Raw genomic sequence first — 16,357 nt, 5'->3', positions numbered from 1 at the left:
ACTTCGATGACGACGCAGACGCTCTCCCTCGCCCCGTGGCTGGTCGCGACCCCCTTGATCGGCGCGGCGCTGCTGCTCCTGATCGGGCGCCGCGGCGACCGGTGGGGTCACTGGCTCGGTGTGCTGGCCTCGACGGCGACGTTCGTGATCGGCCTGGTCATCCTGCTCGACATGCTCGGCGTCGACGCCGAGCAGCGGGTGGCGACCTCCTCGGTCGGTACCTGGATCGACGCCGGGCCCCTGACGGTCGACCTCGGGTTCCAGCTCGACCCGCTGTCCATGACGTTCGTGATGCTGGTGACGTTCGTGGGCACGCTGATCCACGTCTACTCCGTGGCCTACATGTCGCACGACCACGACCGGCGGCGGTTCTTCGCCTACCTCAACCTGTTCGTCGCGGCGATGCTGCTGCTGGTGCTCGCGGACAACTACCTGCTGCTGTTCGTCGGCTGGGAGGGCGTGGGCCTGGCCTCGTACCTGCTCATCGGGTTCTGGGACCACCACCTGCCCAACGCGGTGGCCGGCAAGAAGGCGTTCCTCATGAACCGGGTCGGCGACATGGGCCTCATCGTGGCGATGATGCTCATGCTGGCCACGTTCGGTGCCCTCGACTTCGGCACGGTGCTGGGCTCGGCCGACGCCGCCGACCAGGGGCTGAACACCGCGATCGGGCTGATGCTGCTGCTGGCGGCCTGCGGCAAGTCGGCACAGCTGCCGCTGCAGGCCTGGCTCGGGGACGCGATGGCCGGTCCGACCCCGGTCTCGGCACTCATCCACGCGGCCACGATGGTCACCGCCGGCGTCTACCTGCTGGTGCGCTCCGGCCCGCTGCTCGAGGCGGCGCCCGACGCCCAGCTCGTCATCGCGATCGTCGGTGCGCTGACGCTGCTGTTCGGTGCGGTCGTCGGTTGCGCCAAGGACGACATCAAGAAGGCGCTCGCCGCGTCGACGATGTCCCAGATCGGCTACATGATGCTGGCGGCCGGGCTCGGCCCGATCGGGTACGCGTTCGCGATCTTCCACCTGGTCACCCACGGCTTCTTCAAGGCCGGGCTGTTCCTGGGCGCGGGCTCGGTGATGCACGGCATGGACGACGACGTCGACATGCGCCGCTTCGGCGGGCTCTGGCGCCTGCTGCCGGTCACGTGGATCACGATGGGCTTCGGCTGGCTGGCGATCCTCGGCGTCCCGCCGTTCTCGGGGTTCTGGTCCAAGGACAAGATCATCGAGGCCGCGTTCGTCGGCGAGGGCTGGCGTCCCTGGGTGTTCGGCACGGTGGCGCTCGTCGGCGCCGGCATCACGGCCTACTACATGTCGCGGCTGTTCTTCATGACGTTCGCGGGACGTCGGCGCTGGAGCGCGGACGGTGCGGACGGCACGGTCGAGCGGCACCCGCACGAGTCGCCGCTGCTGATGACGGTGCCCATGGTCGTCCTGGCGCTCGGTTCGGTGGGGCTCGGCTGGGTGCTCGCCGCCGGTGACGGGTTCGTCCACTGGCTCGAACCGGTCACGGGGCACGCCGAGCACGACGAACCCGTGCTCGCGGTGCCGGTCATCATCGGGCTGACGCTCACCCTGGTCGTGGTGGGTGCGGCCCTGGCCTGGGTGCAGTACGCCACCCGCGCGGTGCCGACGACGGCGCCGCCCGCGCCGGCCCTGGTCCGGGCGGCCCGGGTGGACCTCCACCAGGACGACGTGAACGAGACCCTCGTGATGCGTCCGGGGCAGTACCTGACGCGGTCGATGGTCTTCGCCGACCGGACCGCGGTGGACGCCGGCTGGCTGGGGCTGGCCGGAGGGGTCGGCCGGCTCGGGAGCTGGTTGCGGGGCTGGCAGTCGGGGTACGCGCGGCAGTACGCCGCGATCACCCTGGGCGGCCTCGGTGTGATCGTGCTCGTGATCTGGCTCGTGGCGACGACGGCGGGCTGAGGCGTGGAAGGGATGACGATGTCGACATTTCCCTGGCTGACGGTGCTCGTCGCCTGGCCGCTGGTGGCTGCGCTGGCCACCGCACTGACCGGTGTGGGCCGCGGGCGGCCGGCTGCCGGCGCGGCCTCGGGCGGCGGCGCGTTCAGCGCAGGCACCGCCCGGACGGTGGCCCTCGTCGGTGCGCTGGTGGAGGTCGCCCTGGTGGTGGGGGCGTTCCTCGCCTTCGACACGGGTGCGGCCGGTACCCACCAGCTCACCGAGACCTACCCGTGGATCCCGGCGTTCGGCGCCAGCTACGCGGTCGGCGTCGACGGGGTGGCGCTGCTGCTGGTCGCCCTGTCCGCAGGTCTGGTGCCGCTGGTGATCCTCGCCGCATGGCACGAGCAGGGCGGTGACGCCGTCCGGCTGCGCCGCTACCTGGCCACGGTGCTGGTGCTGCTGAGCTTCATGGTCCTGGTCTTCACCGCGCGGGACGTGTTCCTGTTCTACGTGGTCTTCGAGGCCATGCTGATCCCCGCGTACTTCCTCATCGGCGGGTTCGGGCAGGGTGCGCAGCGCCGGTACGCCGCGGTGAAGTTCCTGATGTTCTCCCTCGGCGGCGGGCTCATCATGCTGGCCGCCGTCGTCGCCCTGTACCTGCAGGTGCCGGTCGACGCCGCCACCGGGCTGCGGCCGCAGGACGCGTTCCTCACCGACAACCTCACCGGGCTCGCCCTCGACCCGATGGCCGAGCGGCTGATGTTCGCCGCGTTCTTCCTGGCCTTCGCGATCAAGGCACCGATGTTCCCGGTGCACACCTGGCTGCCGGACGTCACCCAGAACGCCACGCCGGGCACCTCGACGCTGCTCATCTGCGTGCTGGACAAGGTCGGCACCTTCGGGATGCTGACCCTCTGCCTGCCGCTGTTCCCGGAGGCGAGCCGGTGGGCCGCGCCCTTCGTGGTGGTGCTGGCCGTGATCTCGATCCTGTACGGCGCGATCCTGGCGATCGGCCAGTCGGACGTGCTGCGCCTGATCGGCTACACCTCGGTGTCGCACTTCGGGTTCATCATCCTGGGCATCTTCACCTTCACCTCGGTGGGAGTCTCCGGGTCGAGCTTCATGATGCTCAACCACGGCATCTCCACCGGGGCGCTGTTCCTCCTGGCGGGCTTCGCGATCGCCCGGCACCCGCGGCACAGCCAGCTGGTGTCGGACTACGGCGGGATGCGCACGGTCGCCCCGGTCCTGGGCGGCACCTTCCTCGTCGCGGGGCTGTCGGCCCTCGCGCTGCCGGGGCTGGCGACGTTCGTCTCGGAGATCATGGTCTTCCTGGGTGCCTACGGCCGGTGGCCCGCAGCGGTGCTGGTCGCCGTCCCCGCCGTCGTGCTGGCCGCGACCTACGTGCTGCTGACCTACCAGCGCATGTTCACCGGCCCGGTCGGCGCGGAGGTCGCCGGGGCCAAGGACCTGGGCGGCCGGGAGAAGACCGTCGCCGGGGTGCTGGTGGCCGCGCTGGTCGTGCTGGGCCTGGTGCCCGGGCCGGCGCTCGACTACGTCCGAGAGCCGGCGGAGGTCTCCGTCGAGCTCGTCGGCGCCACCGATCCGCAGCCCGTGCTCGGTGCTGCAGAGGGGAGCGAGCAGTGAACGAGTTCGTCGCACCGGAGATCGACTGGGCGGTCCTGTCGCCGGTCCTGGTGGTCCTGGCCGCCGGGGTGGTGGGCGTGCTGGTCGAGGCCTTCGTCCCCGCGCGGGCCCGCCGCGTGGTCCAGCTCGTGCTGACGCTCGGCGCCCTGGCGGGGTCCCTGGTGGCCGTGGCGCTGCTCTGGGACCGGGTGCTCACCGACGGTCTCGCCTTCGTCGTGGACGGCACGGTGCTCCTCACCCCGTTCACGCTGGGCATCCAGGCCGTGGTGGCGCTGCTGGCCCTGCTCGGGGTGCTGGTCGTCGCCGACCGCACCAGCACCGGGCAGGACGCCTTCGCCCCGACGGCCGCGGCGGTGCCGGGCACCGCCTACGAGGACGCCGCTCGCCAGGCCGGGCTGCAGCAGACGGAGATCTACCCGCTCATGCTGTTCGCCACGGGCGGCATGCTGCTGTTCCCGGCCACGGACAACCTCATCGTGCTGTTCATCGCCCTCGAGGTGCTGTCCCTGCCGCTGTACGTGCTCTGCGCGACGGCCCGCCGCCGCCGGCTGCTCAGCCAGGAGGCCGCGTTCAAGTACTTCCTGCTGGGGTCGTTCGCCAGCGCGCTGATGCTGTTCGGCATCGCCCTGGTGTACGGCGCCACCGCGACGGTCAGCCTCGAGCTGGCCGTGTCCAGGTTGGCGAACCCGGACAGCCCGGTCCTGACGATGATGCCGGACCTCGTGATCGCCGCCGTGCTGCTGATCTCCGTCGGCCTGCTGTTCAAGATCGGAGCGGCGCCGTTCCACACCTGGACCCCGGACGTGTACCAGGGTGCGCCGACCCCGATCACCGCGTTCATGGCCGCCTGCGTCAAGGCGGCCGCCATCGGCGCGATGGTGCGGGTGCTGTTCACGCTGGCCGCAGGTCTGGACGAGCCCCTGCGTCGGGACCTGGAGACGGGCCTGTGGGTCGTCGCGATCCTGACGATGCTCGTCGGCACGGCCGCCGGAGCCGTGCAGACCGACGTCAAGCGGATGCTGGCCTACTCCTCCATCGCCCACGCCGGGTTCCTGCTGGTGGCGATGGTGGGACTCGACGAGGTCGGCGCGCAGGCCGTGCTGTTCTACGTCCTGGCCTACGGGCTGGCCACGCTCGGCGCCTTCGCCGTCGTGACGCTCGTGCGCGAGCAGGACGCCGACGGCGTCGTGCTCGGCGAGGCGACGCACCTGTCCCAGTGGGCGGGCCTCGGGCGGCGTTCGCCGCTGCTGGCGACGGCGTTCTCGCTGTTCCTGCTGTCGATGGCGGGGATCCCGCTGACGGCCGGGTTCCTCGCGAAGTTCGGTGCGTTCTCGGCCGCGGTCGAGGCCGGCGCCTGGCCGCTGGCCGTCATCGGTGTGCTCGCCTCGATCGTCGCGGTGTTCTTCTACGTCCGGCTCATCGTCCTGATGGTGCTCACGCCGCCGGTGGAGGAGACCGCCGACGACGGCGTCACCCCCGCCGGTGCCGTCGCGGCCGACGGGACCCCGGACGACGGGCTCCGGGACGGCGAGGGCGTCGAGGACGGGCCGGAGCCGGCCCGCACCGGGACGCTCACGGCGGCGCGGGCCCTCGCCGGGCGCGCCGCCGTGGTCGTGGTCGCCTCCCAGGGGCCGACCGCCGTGGCGATCACGGTCTGCGCCGTCGGCGTGGTGCTGCTCGGCATCGTCCCGGCAGCGGTGCTGGACTGGACGACGCAGGCGGCGGCGTTCCGACCCTTCGGCCCGTGAGCTCCGTTCGGCTCCGGGCGCGTCGGGAAGATAGGTTCGGATCGTGACCCGTGCTTCTGACGCGCCTGCGGGCGCTGCTTCGACCCTGCCGACCGGCATCCCGCTGACGGACTCCGCGTTGGCCGACCGGATCGCGCAGCGGCTGGCGCAGGTCGACACGATGCTCGACGACGCGGTGGCCTCGACCGACGCACTCGCCGACGACGCCGGTCGCCACCTGGTGGCGGCCGGCGGCAAGCGGTTCCGGCCGCTGCTGACCCTGCTCGCCGGCGAGCTCGGCGACGGGTCCGCGCCGGAGCTCGTCGAGGCCGCGGTCGTCGTCGAGCTGACGCAGGTCGCCTCGCTCTACCACGACGACGTCATGGACTCCGCGCCCGTGCGCCGCGGGGCCCCGGCCGCGCACACCGTGTGGGGCAACACGGTGGCGATCCTCGTCGGCGACCTGCTGTTCGCCCGCGCGTCCGCCCTCGTGGCCGGTCTCGGGCCCGAGGCCGTGGTGCTGCAGGCGAACACGTTCGAGCGGATGTGCCTGGGCCAGCTCCACGAGACCACCGGTCCCGGCGAGGGGGACGACCCGGTCGAGCACTACCTGCAGGTGCTCAGCGACAAGACGGCCTCCCTGCTGTCCACCGCGGCCCGGCTGGGCGCGATGTTCGGCGGATGCCCGGACGATGTCGTCGAGGCCGTGGCGGCCTACGGCGAGAAGGTCGGCCTGGCCTTCCAGCTCGCCGACGACGTGCTGGACGTCGCCTCCTCCGGGGCGGAGTCCGGCAAGACCCCCGGGACGGACCTGCGCGAGCACGTGCCGACGATGCCGGTCCTGCTGCTGCGCCAGCGCGTCGCGCGCGGGGAGGGCACCGCGGCGGACGCCGAGCTGCTGGCGCGCCTGGACGGGGACCTGTCGGACGACGCCGTGCTGGCGGCCGTCGTCGCGGACCTGCGGGAGCACGACGTGCTCGCCGAGACGCGGCGGCGGGCCGTGCGCCGGGCCCGCGAGGCGGCCGCCGAGCTCGAGCCGCTGCCGGAGGGGCCGGTCAAGGCGGCCCTGACCGACCTCGCCACCGCGCTGGCGGACCGCACCGTCTGAGATCCGCTGCCCGTTCCGGACGTGCGCCGGAGCCGACGCCGGTCGCCGTCAGCCCGCGAGCAGGCGGTGCGCCGTCAGGGCGACCGCGGCTCCGCCGAGCATGAACGGCCCGAAGGCGATGGCGGTGGACCGCGTGGCCCGCCGGGTCGCGAGCAGCACCAGGGCGGCCGTGCCGCCGAGCAGGAACGGCAGCACGGCGGTGGCCGCGAGGACCGGCCAGCCGAACCAGGCGGTGACGAGCCCGAGCGGCACGGCGAGCTTCACGTCCCCCAGCCCCAGGCCGCTCCGGTGCAGCAGGTGCAGCACCAGGTACCCGCCACCGAGGACGGCCGCGCCGAGCAGGCCCCTCGCCACCACGGCCCAGGCGCCCGTGGCGGCACCGGCGGCGGCCAGCAGGCCGGTCACGAGGGCCGTCGTGGGGTAGGTGAGGGCGTCAGGGAGCCGGTGGGTGCGGACGTCGACGGCGAACAGGGCGAGGCCGGCGACGGCGGCGACCGCGACGGCCGGGGTCGCCCAGCCCGGCCCGCTGACCCACACGGCCCAGGCGATCACGGGCAGGGCGCCCGACACGACGGTCCGCCGCACGGGGGCGACCTCGCTGCGCGTGCGCTGCATCATCGTCGGCATGGCCGGATGCTAGGCCACGGCGTCGCGAGACGGTTTGTCCGCCAGGCAAGACGGCCTGTTCATCCCCCGAGACGGGTGTGGCATCCTGGGATCCCGTTGAGACCCTGGCAGTGAGGTAGACCTCATCTCTGCCGAGGCAGAACCTCCTAGAATCGAACTCCACGCAAGCCCCGATCCGGAAGGCGTACCTCGCAGTGAGCAGCACCCGACCTCTGCGCGTCGCGATCGTCGGTGCAGGCCCCGCCGGCATCTACGCCGCGGACATCCTGTCCAAGACCGACCTCGACGTCAGCATCGACCTCTTCGAGCGGCTGCCCGCCCCGTTCGGACTCGTGCGCTACGGCGTCGCCCCCGACCACCCGCGGATCAAGGGCATCATCAACGCCCTGCACAAGGTGCTGAGCAAGGGTGACGTACGCCTGCTCGCCAACGTGAACTACGGCGTCGACCTCAAGCTGGAGGACCTGCGTCAGTACTACGACGCCGTCGTGTTCTCCACCGGCGCCATCAAGGACGCCGCCCTGCCGATCCCCGGGATCGACCTCGACGGCTCCTACGGCGCCGCCGACTTCGTCTCCTGGTTCGACGGCCACCCCGACGTGCCGCGCACCTGGCCGCTGGAGGCCCAGCACGTGGCGGTCCTCGGCGCCGGCAACGTGGCCCTGGACGTCTCGCGGATCCTGGCCAAGCACCCGAAGGACCTGATGTCCACGGAGATCCCGGCGAACGTGCAGGCCGGTCTGGAGGCCTCGCCGGTCACGGACGTGCACGTCTTCGCCCGGCGTGGACCCGCCCAGGTGAAGTTCTCGCCGCTGGAGCTGCGCGAGCTCGGCCACGTGCCGGACGTCGACATCGTCGTCTACCCGGAGGACTTCGACTTCGACGAGGGCTCGATGCAGGCCATCGAGGCGACGAACCAGACCAAGCAGGTCGTCAAGACGCTCACCGACTGGACCCTGGTCGAGCCGTCCCAGCAGACCGCCTCGCGGCGCATCCACCTGCACTTCCTGCACTCCCCGGCCGAGGTCCTCGGCGAGGACGGCAAGGTCACCGGGCTGCGCACCGAGCGCACCGCGCTGCAGGGCGACGGCACGGTCAAGGGGACCGGCGAGTTCCACGACTGGCCCGTGCAGGCCGTCTACCGGGCCGTCGGCTACTTCGGGTCCCCGCTGCCGGAGATCCCCTTCGACGACCTCAAGGGCGTCATCTCCAACCGCGAGGGGCGCGTCGTCGACCTCGACGGCGAGCACCTGCCCGGCGTGTACACCACCGGTTGGATCAAGCGCGGACCGGTCGGCCTCATCGGCCACACCAAGTCCGACGCCTCGGAGACGATCCGCCACCTGGTCGAGGACGTCACCGGCGTCGGCGACGGCGGCGACGTGACCGAGGGATCGCCGGAGGGTGGTCGCACCGCACCGCACGGCGAGCCGCAGCAGATCGTCGACTTCCTGGCCGAGCGCGGCGTGGACGTCATCACCTGGGACGAGTTCTCCCTGCTGGACGCCCACGAGCTGTCCCTCGGGGAGACGGCCGGCCGGGAGCGCGTCAAGGTCGTGCCCCGCGAGGAGATGATCGACATCGCGAAGGGCCGCCACTCCTGAGCGGCACCTGATCGACGCACGAGGCCCGGCAGCGGTGGGAACCGATGCCGGGCCTCGTGCGTTGCCCCGGTGGGATCCTGCCGCAGCACCCGTGCGGCCGGTCGGAGGAAGGAGTCACCTGGTGGGCCATCGCCACTTCAACGGTCTGAAGACCGTGCTGCTCTTCGGTGTGCTGTGGGCGGTGCTGCTCGGCCTGTGGGCGGTGTTCTTCCGTGGCAGCCAGGGGATGCTGTTCCTGTTCATGGCGTTCGGCCTCATCGGCACGTTCATCGGGTACTGGAACTCGGACAAGATCGCCATCAAGGCGATGCACGCCTACCCGGTCACCGAGCTCGAGGCCCCCGAGATGTACCGGATCGTGCGCGAGCTGTCCACGGTGGCCCGCCAGCCGATGCCCCGGCTGTACATCTCGCCCACCCAGGCGCCCAACGCGTTCGCCACCGGGCGCAACCCGAAGAACGCCGCCGTGTGCTGCACCGAGGGGATCCTGCGCATCCTCGACGAGCGCGAGCTGCGCGGCGTGCTCGGCCACGAGCTCATGCACGTCTACAACCGCGACATCCTCACCTCCTCGGTCGCCTCGGCGCTGGCCGGTGTCATCACCTCCCTGGCGCAGTTCCTGCTGATCTTCGGCGGGGGAGACCGGCGCGAGGGCGGCAACCCGCTGGCCGCGCTGGCGCTGGCCATCCTCGCCCCGTTCGCCGCGATGCTGATCCAGATGGCGATCTCGCGCACCCGCGAGTACGACGCCGACGAGGACGGTGCCAAGCTCACCGGTGACCCGCTCGCGCTCGCCTCGGCGCTGCGCAAGCTCGAGCAGGGCACCAAGGCAGCCCCGCTGCCGCAGACGCAGTCCCTGGAGAACGTCTCGCACCTGATGCTCGCGAACCCGTTCCGCGGCGGCGGCATGGCGAAGCTCTTCGCCACCCACCCCCCGATGGACGAGCGCATCGCCCGGCTGGAGAAGATGGCCGGCGACGGCTTCGGCCCGGGCGGCATCACGCGGTACTGACCCGGGCGGTCCTGGCCTCCAGGAGACTCCTGGGTGCCTTCGCTACGCTGGCGGACGATGAGCGCCGACGTCCCACCGCCCCGCCCCCTGGCCCCCGAGCACGACGAGGACCCCCGTGTGGTTGCCTGGGAGCAGCGCACGGAGTGGCCGCTGATCGCGGCTGCCGGCCTGTTCCTCGTCGCCTACGCCATCCCGATCGTCTGGCCCGGCGTGCCGGCCGCGGTCCACGAGCTCTGCTCCGTCGTGGTCTTCGGGGCCTGGTTCGTGTTCGTCGTCGACTACGTCGGTCGCCTGCTGCTCGCGCGTCGGCGGTGGCGGTTCGTCCGGCGTAACCTGCTCGACCTGGCGATCGTCGCCGTCCCCGTGCTGCGCCCCCTACGGCTGCTGCTGCTCGTCAAGGCGATCAAACGGCTGAACCGGGCCGGCGCCAGCGCGATGCGCGGTCGCGTGGTGCTCTACGCGGCCGCCGGATCCGCGCTGCTGGTCCTGGCCGGGTCCCTGGCTGTGACGGAGGCCGAGCGCGGCGCCGAGGGCAGCACGATCCAGAACGTCGGGGACGGGTTCTGGTGGGCCCTGGTGACGATGGCCACCGTGGGGTACGGCGACACCTACCCGGTCACGGTCACGGGCCGTTTCGTGGCGGTGGGCATGATGCTCGGCGGGATCGCGGTGCTCGGCGTGGTCACGGCGACCCTCTCCTCGTGGCTCGTGCAGAACGTCGAGGCGGACACCGAGGAGAGCCGGACCGAGCCCCGGGACGCCACCGACGACCTCTGGGCGCGCCGCGGGGACGTCGAGAGCCTGGTCACCGAGGTCCGGGCACTGCGCGAGGAGGTCTCCCGGCTCCGGGCCGACGGCGCCGGGGTGGGGACGCGATCGGGCTGACGTCACACGGAGCGGAGGGCCGCCTCGAGCGTGGCGGCGACGCCGTCGTCCTCGGCGCTGCCCACGACGACGTCCGCGCCCGCCAGCAGGTCCGGGTGCGCGTCGGCGACGGCGTGCCCGCGCCCCGCCCAGCGCAGCATCGCCAGGTCGTTCGGCATGTCGCCGAAGGCCCACACGTCCTCGGCGTCGATGCCGAGCCGGGCGCACCAGCGCGCCAGCGCGCCGTCCTTGGTCACCTCCGGGGCCAGCAGCTCGGCGAGCCCGGCCGCGCCGGAGAAGGCGAGGTGCGCGCGCTGCCCGACGACGGACCGGACCGTGGCGAAGAACTCCTCCTGGTCCGCGTCGCCCGCGTCACCGCGCTGCACGTCGCCAGGTCGGGTGGAACGCCCCGGACCGGGCCGGACGGCGAGCAGCTTGCCCACCGGTGCCGGACGGCCGGTCCGCACCGTGGCGGGGTCCAGCGTGCGCTCGACGGGGACGGCGTGCACGGCGTCGGGCAGCCCGGGCTCGCCGCGGGGGAACCAGGGGTCGAACGTCGGTCCGTCGTGGCGTTCGAGGGCGAGCGCGACGTCCTGGACGGCGTCGCGCAGGTCGCCGACGATCGTGCGCAGCGTGTCGTCCTCGAACCCGTGGACGTCCTCCGCCGTCCCCGTGGCCAGGTCCCACACGGCGGCCCCGCCCAGGCACACGACCCGGCCGTGCCCGCCCACGCAGTCGGCGAGCCCGTCCAGCCAGCGCGGCGGACGTGCGGTGACGAAGAGCACCTCGACACCGGCGTCCTCGACGGCCCGCAGGGCCGCCCGCGTGCGCTCCGAGACGGTGCCGTCCGGGCGCAGGAGGGTGCCGTCCAGGTCGGTGGCGACCAGGCGGGGGAGCGGCGCCGTGGTGGTCACCGGTAGTTCGTGAACTGCAGCGCGACGTCGAGGTCGGCGGACTTGAGCATCGCGATGACGTCCTGCAGGTCGTCGCGCTTCTTGGAGGTCACGCGCACCTCGTCGCCGGTGATCTGCGTCTTGACGCCCTTGGGGCCCTCGTCCCGGATCAGCTTCGTGATCTTCTTCGCGTTCTCGCTGCTCAGCCCCTCCTTGAGGGAGGCGACGAGGCGGTACTCCTTGCCCGAGGCCTGCGGCTCGCCCTCGCCGGTGTCGATCGCCTTCAGCGAGACGCCGCGCTTGATGAGCTTGGTCTGGAACACGTCCAGTGCCGCGTTGACCCGTTCGGCGCTGTTGGCCGTGATGACGATCGACTCACCGCTCCAGGCGATGGAGGCACCGACCCCGCGGAAGTCGTAGCGCTGGTTGATCTCCTTGGCCGCCTGGTTGAGGGCGTTGTCGACCTCCTGGCGGTCCACCTTGGAGACGATGTCGAAGGACGAGTCGGCCACGGGTGTGCTCCTTGCGTGCGTGGGTCAGGGTTCGGTGTCCACGGTAGCCGGTGCGGCGGCGGCCAGGCGGGTCGCACGGGACTGCCGCAGACCGTCCACGGTGAGCACCACCAGGGCCACCCAGACGAGCACGAAGCCCGCCCAGCGGGTGGGCGGCATCTGCTCGCCGAAGAGCAGCAGGCCCAGCAGGAACTGCAGGAACGGCGTCAGGTACTGCAGCATCCCGACCACGGACAGGGGCAGCCGCCGGGCGGCCGCGGAGAAGAGCAGCAGGGGCAGGCCCGTCACCACGCCGCACGAGGCGAGCAGCAGCGCGTGGCCGACGCCCTGGGTGCTGAAGGTCCCGGCGCCGATCGCCGCCAGCCAGAACAGGTACGCGAGGGCGAACGGCGTGGCGACGGCGGTCTCCGCGGCCAGTCCCGGCAGGGCTCCGACCCCGCGGCCCACACGGTTCTTCACCAGCGAGTACAGGCCGAAGGCGCCGGCCAGGACCAGCGAGATCCAGGGGATGCCGCCGACGCCGGTCGACAGCACGACCACCGCGACCGCGCCGAGCCCGAGCGCGACCCACTGCGCGACGCGCAGCCGCTCGCGCAGGACGACGACGCCGAGCGCGACCGTGAGCAGGGGGTTGATGAAGTAGCCGAGCGCCGCGTCCAGGACGTGCTGGGTCAGGACCGCGTAGACGTAGGTGGTCCAGTTGACGATGATCAGCACCGACGCGACGGCGAGGAGGGCCATCGTGCGAGGCCGGTGCAGGACGTCGACGAACGAGTGCAGGGACCGGGTCGCGGCGAGCAGCACGATGCAGAAGACGAGCGACCAGACGATCCGGTGCGCGATGATCTCGAGTGGGCCGGCCGGCTCGAGCAGGGGGAAGAACAGGGGCATCGCGCCCCAGATCAGGAAGGCGGAGAACCCGAGCGGGAGCCCCCAGCGATCCTGCGCGGCAGGAGGTGTCACCACCCGAGAGTAGACCGCCGTGACGGGCCTGGCCCGCAGGGTGACCAGGGCCACGTCGAGCGGATTTCCACCCGGGCCGTCGGACCGCTATGGTTGTCTCCGCGAGTTCGTCCGCGAACTCGCCCGGCAGGTTGCCCGAGCGGCCAAAGGGAGCTGACTGTAAATCAGCCGTCATCGACTTCGGGGGTTCGAATCCCTCACCTGCCACCGCGAGGATCGACCTCACCCCTGGTGAGGTTCTTCCATCGCTCGGGGGAGACGCCCGTGCGGTACCGCGGACCGGATTTCGTCCGGGCCCACGGAGCCGTGTAGAGTCTTCCCCGCGCCCCGATAGCTCAGTCGGTAGAGCATCTCCATGGTAAGGAGAAGGTCAAGGGTTCGATTCCCTTTCGGGGCTCTGTGTGACGAGCGCGGGATCGTCGTCCGAACCATCGGTCCGACGGTCCCGCGTGGTCACGCGCGGCGGGGTAGCTCAGCTGGTCAGAGCGCACGACTCATAATCGTGAGGTCGCGGGTTCGAGCCCCGCCCTCGCTACCAACACACAACACGCGGTCCGACGGCCGGCGTCGGACCACATCCTTGACGCACGTAGCGCCTTCCGGGGGCGCGAGAGGTGAAGACCCATGGCTGCCAAGAGCGCTGACGTCCGCCCGAAGATCACGCTGGCCTGCGTGGACTGCAAGGAGCGGAACTACATCACGAAGAAGAACCGCCGGAACAACCCGGACCGCCTCGAGATGGCGAAGTTCTGCCCGCGCTGCGGCAAGCACACCGCGCACCGCGAGACCCGCTGAACCCGTCTCGGATCAGACGTCCCGACGTGACGAACCCGGACTTCGCAGGCCGTGAGTACCCGGCCACCGAGCCGTACTCGGTCGGCCGCGAGAAGATCCGCGAGTTCGCCGACGCCGTCGGAGCCTCCCACCCCGCGCACCACGACCTCGTGGCGGCGCGGGGTCTCGGCTATCCGGACCTGGTCGCGCCCCCGACGTTCGCCGTCGTGGTCGCCCAGCGGGCCGAGCAGCAGTACGTCGCCGACCCGGAGGCCGGCATCGACTTCTCCCGCGTCGTGCACGCGGACGAGACCTTCACCTACGACCGCCCGATCGTGGCGGGGGACGAGATCGCGGCCGTCCTGCACGTCGACTCGGTCACCCAGCGCGCCGGCATCTCGATGGTGACCACGCGGTGCGAGCTGTTCGCCGCCGCCGACGAGGGCGCACCCGGCGAGCACGTCGCGACCGTCACCTCCAGCCTCGTCGTGCGCGGGGAGGACTCCTGATGGCCCGCCCGCAGCTCGCGGACCTCACGGTCGGCGACGTCGTCGCCACCCGCACGGTCGAGATCGACCGCGCCACCCTGGTCCGGTACGCCGGTGCCAGCGGGGACTTCAACCCGATCCACTGGGACGAGCAGTTCGCCACCGAGGTGGGGCTGCCCGGCGTCATCGCGCACGGCATGTGCACGATGGGCACCGTGGTCGACGTGGTGACCGACTGGGCCGGCGACCCCGGCGCGATCGTGCGCTACGGCACCCGCTTCACCAAACCCGTCCCGGTGCCGGCCCGCGGGGCAGCCGCCGTGGAGGTCGTCGCCACGGTCGGCGCGACCGACGCGGACGCCGGCACCGCCCGGATCGACCTGACGGTCACGCACGAGGGCGTCAAGGTCCTCGGTCGCACGCAGGTCGTCGTCCGCCTGTCCTGAGCCGACCCCGATCGGCAGATCACGGCGTGATCACAACCCTTCCCAGCCGAAAGTGACACGAGTAATCTACGCTTGGTAGCGCTCCCAACGTAGGGGGCTTTCGTCGAAGGAGATGCTCATGCCTGGTCCCAGCACGTCACCCCTCACCGCGGCGGTGTCCCGCCGCGGCGTCCTCATCGCCGGTGCGGCCGGTGCGGCAACCCTGGCCGCCGGGATGCAGGCCTGGGCGTCCCCCGCGACTCGCGGCGGGGTCGCGGGCTCGATGTCGAGCGCCGACTCCCTCGAGCGGGCGCACGCGTTCCTCGGCGCGATGACCGACGCCTACCCCGAGGTCAACAGCGGGCCCCGCATGGCCCAGTCCTACGCCGACCAGCTCGGTCTGTTCTCCACGGCGTTCGTGTACGACGTCGCGCTGACGATCTGCGCCTCGCTGGCCGGCGGCCACGTGGGCCGTGCCACCACCCTGGCCGACGGCCTGCTCTTCGCCCAGCAGAACGACCCCACCTACGACGACGGCCGCCTGCGCCAGGGCTACAACACCGGCCCGTACACCTTCTACGACGGCACGCCGCAGCCCTACGGGCTCGAGCTCCCCGACGGCACCGCCAACATCGGCTGGCAGTTCGGGTTCCTCGGCACCGCCGTGGGCGACATGGCCTGGCCGGGCATCGCCCTGCTGCACACCTACAGCGCCACCGGTGACGGCCGGTACCTCGACGGTGCGGTCCGCATCGGTGAGTGGATCCTCGACAACACGTGGTCCGAGCGTCCGCTCGGCGGCTTCTCCTTCGGCGTCGACGGCGGCAACAACCCGATCCCCAACGGGTCGACGGAGCACAACATCGACTGCGTCGCGTTCTTCCGCCAGCTCGAGGCCCTCGAGGGCGGTGACCGCTGGCGCCGTGCGCAGGAGCACGCCCGCGCGTTCGTCGACATCATGTGGGACCGCCAGGGCGGCTTCTTCTACACGGGCACGAACGACGGCGTGGAGATCAACCGCGACCCGCTGCCGCTCGACCCGGCGACCTGGGGATGGCTGGCGCTGCAGGCCGAGCGGTACGGCCGCTCCGTGGACTGGGCCGCCGACGACCTCGCCACCCGCGACGTCGCGGGCGAGGGCAACTCCCAGCTGCCGGGCGACGTCACGATCTCCGGTGTGACGTTCTCCAGCGCGAGCCTGGTGTCCACGGCGTCGTACAACGGGCTCCCCGTGCACCAGCAGGGTGTGTGGCTCGAGGGCACGGGTCAGCTCGCCTGCGCCATGGCCGACCGTGGCCGCGGGACCCGGGACTCCGGGCGGGCGCACGACCTGCTGGACGAGATCCGGGTCGCGCAGAACCTGGTCGGCGCCGGCCAGACCGTCGGCGGCGACCTGCTGCCCGACCGCGGTGGCGTCGTGGCGGCCTCGAGCCTCATCGACACCGGCTTCGGGTTCGGCTACTTCCAGATCCAGCACACCGGCGCGACGTCCTGGTACGTCATGGCGGCGGAGGGCGTGAACCCGCTGCAGGTGGGCGGCCTGGGGGTCTGACCGCACCCCCGCACCCCGCCCCTTCCGCTGTGGGCATGGTATCGGGGGGGCCCCCCCCCCAGGGGGGGGCCCCCGCACAGGCCCCCCCCCCGGCCCCCCGTGGGTGGTCCCGGGCGGGCCCCCCCCCCGGGGGGGGGGCACCGGGGGGGGGGGGGGGGGCCCGTCCCCTCGGCGGCACAACTACTTGGTGTCTTCGTCGACCCAGTCGAAGGTCTTGGTCACCGCCTTCTTCCACTGGCGGTACAGCCGCTCG

Annotated in this window: 15 protein-coding genes and 3 tRNA genes; 14 read left to right on the top strand and 4 right to left on the bottom strand. The window is 72.0% G+C overall.

Annotated elements, in window-relative coordinates:
* Positions 1–6: 6 nt before the first annotated feature.
* From nuoL to Q6349_RS01425, 4 genes are read left to right on the top strand one after another with little or no spacing between them, the layout of a single operon-like run.
* Entirely contained in the window at positions 7–1,929 is a 1,923-nt protein-coding gene (gene nuoL / locus Q6349_RS01440; RefSeq protein ID WP_171245991.1) for an NADH-quinone oxidoreductase subunit L, read from the top strand.
* A gap of 18 nt (positions 1,930–1,947) precedes the next feature.
* Positions 1,948–3,555 (top strand): NADH-quinone oxidoreductase subunit M, encoded by a 1,608-nt coding sequence (locus Q6349_RS01435; RefSeq protein WP_304602543.1) that lies wholly within the window; start codon positions 1,948–1,950, stop codon positions 3,553–3,555.
* Positions 3,552–5,303, top strand: coding sequence for an NADH-quinone oxidoreductase subunit NuoN (nuoN, locus tag Q6349_RS01430; protein WP_304602542.1), 1,752 nt, complete (start codon positions 3,552–3,554; stop codon positions 5,301–5,303). Before Q6349_RS01435 ends, nuoN begins: the two co-directional genes overlap by 4 nt.
* Positions 5,304–5,346: 43 nt before the next feature.
* On the top strand, positions 5,347–6,390 hold the full coding sequence (locus Q6349_RS01425) for a polyprenyl synthetase family protein (RefSeq protein WP_304602541.1): 1,044 nt from the start codon (positions 5,347–5,349) through the stop codon (positions 6,388–6,390).
* A gap of 48 nt (positions 6,391–6,438) precedes the next feature.
* Here Q6349_RS01425 and Q6349_RS01420 read toward each other — a convergent pair whose 3' ends face one another.
* Positions 6,439–7,017: an A24 family peptidase gene (locus tag Q6349_RS01420; RefSeq protein ID WP_304602540.1), complete on the bottom strand. Its 579-nt coding sequence runs from the start codon at positions 7,015–7,017 to the stop codon at positions 6,439–6,441.
* Positions 7,018–7,211: 194 nt separating this feature from the next.
* On the opposite strand from Q6349_RS01420, the gene Q6349_RS01415 reads away from it, so the two are divergent.
* From Q6349_RS01415 to Q6349_RS01405, 3 genes are all read left to right on the top strand, one after another.
* Positions 7,212–8,621 (top strand): FAD-dependent oxidoreductase, encoded by a 1,410-nt coding sequence (locus tag Q6349_RS01415; RefSeq protein WP_304602539.1) that lies wholly within the window; start codon positions 7,212–7,214, stop codon positions 8,619–8,621.
* Between the two features lie 121 nt (positions 8,622–8,742).
* Positions 8,743–9,633 (top strand): zinc metalloprotease HtpX, encoded by an 891-nt coding sequence (gene htpX, locus Q6349_RS01410; RefSeq protein ID WP_304602538.1) that lies wholly within the window; start codon positions 8,743–8,745, stop codon positions 9,631–9,633.
* Positions 9,634–9,690: 57 nt separating this feature from the next.
* Positions 9,691–10,518: a potassium channel family protein gene (locus Q6349_RS01405; RefSeq protein WP_304602537.1), complete on the top strand. Its 828-nt coding sequence runs from the start codon at positions 9,691–9,693 to the stop codon at positions 10,516–10,518.
* Between the two features lie 2 nt (positions 10,519–10,520).
* Here Q6349_RS01405 and Q6349_RS01400 read toward each other — a convergent pair whose 3' ends face one another.
* The 3 genes from Q6349_RS01400 to rarD are packed head-to-tail and all read right to left on the bottom strand — an operon-like array spanning position 10,521 to position 12,865.
* Positions 10,521–11,411, bottom strand: a complete 891-nt coding sequence (locus Q6349_RS01400) for an HAD family hydrolase (RefSeq protein WP_304602536.1) — start codon at positions 11,409–11,411, stop codon at positions 10,521–10,523.
* On the bottom strand, positions 11,408–11,902 hold the full coding sequence (locus Q6349_RS01395; protein ID WP_171247882.1) for a YajQ family cyclic di-GMP-binding protein: 495 nt from the start codon (positions 11,900–11,902) through the stop codon (positions 11,408–11,410). The genes Q6349_RS01400 and Q6349_RS01395 overlap by 4 nt, the downstream gene beginning before the upstream one ends.
* A 24-nt stretch (positions 11,903–11,926) precedes the next feature.
* Positions 11,927–12,865, bottom strand: coding sequence for an EamA family transporter RarD (rarD, locus tag Q6349_RS01390; RefSeq protein WP_369810801.1), 939 nt, complete (start codon positions 12,863–12,865; stop codon positions 11,927–11,929).
* 125 nt (positions 12,866–12,990) lie between these two features.
* Here rarD and Q6349_RS01385 point away from each other — a divergent pair.
* From Q6349_RS01385 to Q6349_RS01355, 7 genes are all read left to right on the top strand, one after another.
* Positions 12,991–13,072 (top strand) — tRNA-Tyr (locus Q6349_RS01385).
* Positions 13,073–13,189: 117 nt separating this feature from the next.
* A tRNA-Thr gene (locus Q6349_RS01380) sits at positions 13,190–13,262 on the top strand.
* Positions 13,263–13,326: 64 nt separating this feature from the next.
* Positions 13,327–13,403 (top strand) — tRNA-Met (locus Q6349_RS01375).
* A gap of 86 nt (positions 13,404–13,489) precedes the next feature.
* Entirely contained in the window at positions 13,490–13,660 is a 171-nt protein-coding gene (rpmG, locus tag Q6349_RS01370; protein ID WP_171247884.1) for a 50S ribosomal protein L33, read from the top strand.
* A 26-nt stretch (positions 13,661–13,686) separates the two neighbouring features.
* Positions 13,687–14,148 carry a MaoC family dehydratase N-terminal domain-containing protein gene (locus Q6349_RS01365; protein WP_304602535.1) on the top strand — a complete coding sequence of 154 codons (462 nt, stop codon included), beginning with the start codon at positions 13,687–13,689 and terminating at the stop codon, positions 14,146–14,148.
* Positions 14,148–14,573 (top strand): MaoC family dehydratase, encoded by a 426-nt coding sequence (locus tag Q6349_RS01360; RefSeq protein WP_304602534.1) that lies wholly within the window; start codon positions 14,148–14,150, stop codon positions 14,571–14,573. Before Q6349_RS01365 ends, Q6349_RS01360 begins: the two co-directional genes overlap by 1 nt.
* 118 nt (positions 14,574–14,691) lie before the next feature.
* Positions 14,692–16,104, top strand: coding sequence for a Tat pathway signal sequence domain protein (locus Q6349_RS01355; protein WP_304602533.1), 1,413 nt, complete (start codon positions 14,692–14,694; stop codon positions 16,102–16,104).
* The last annotated feature ends 253 nt before the right edge of the window (positions 16,105–16,357 follow it).

Origin of the sequence: Isoptericola sp. 178, assembly GCF_030586525.1 — a bacterium.
In the GTDB taxonomy this organism is placed as follows: Bacteria; Actinomycetota; Actinomycetes; order Actinomycetales; family Cellulomonadaceae; genus Isoptericola; species Isoptericola sediminis.
Note: the sequence above shows the minus strand (reverse complement) of the source record. Positions and strands in the feature narration are given on the sequence as shown.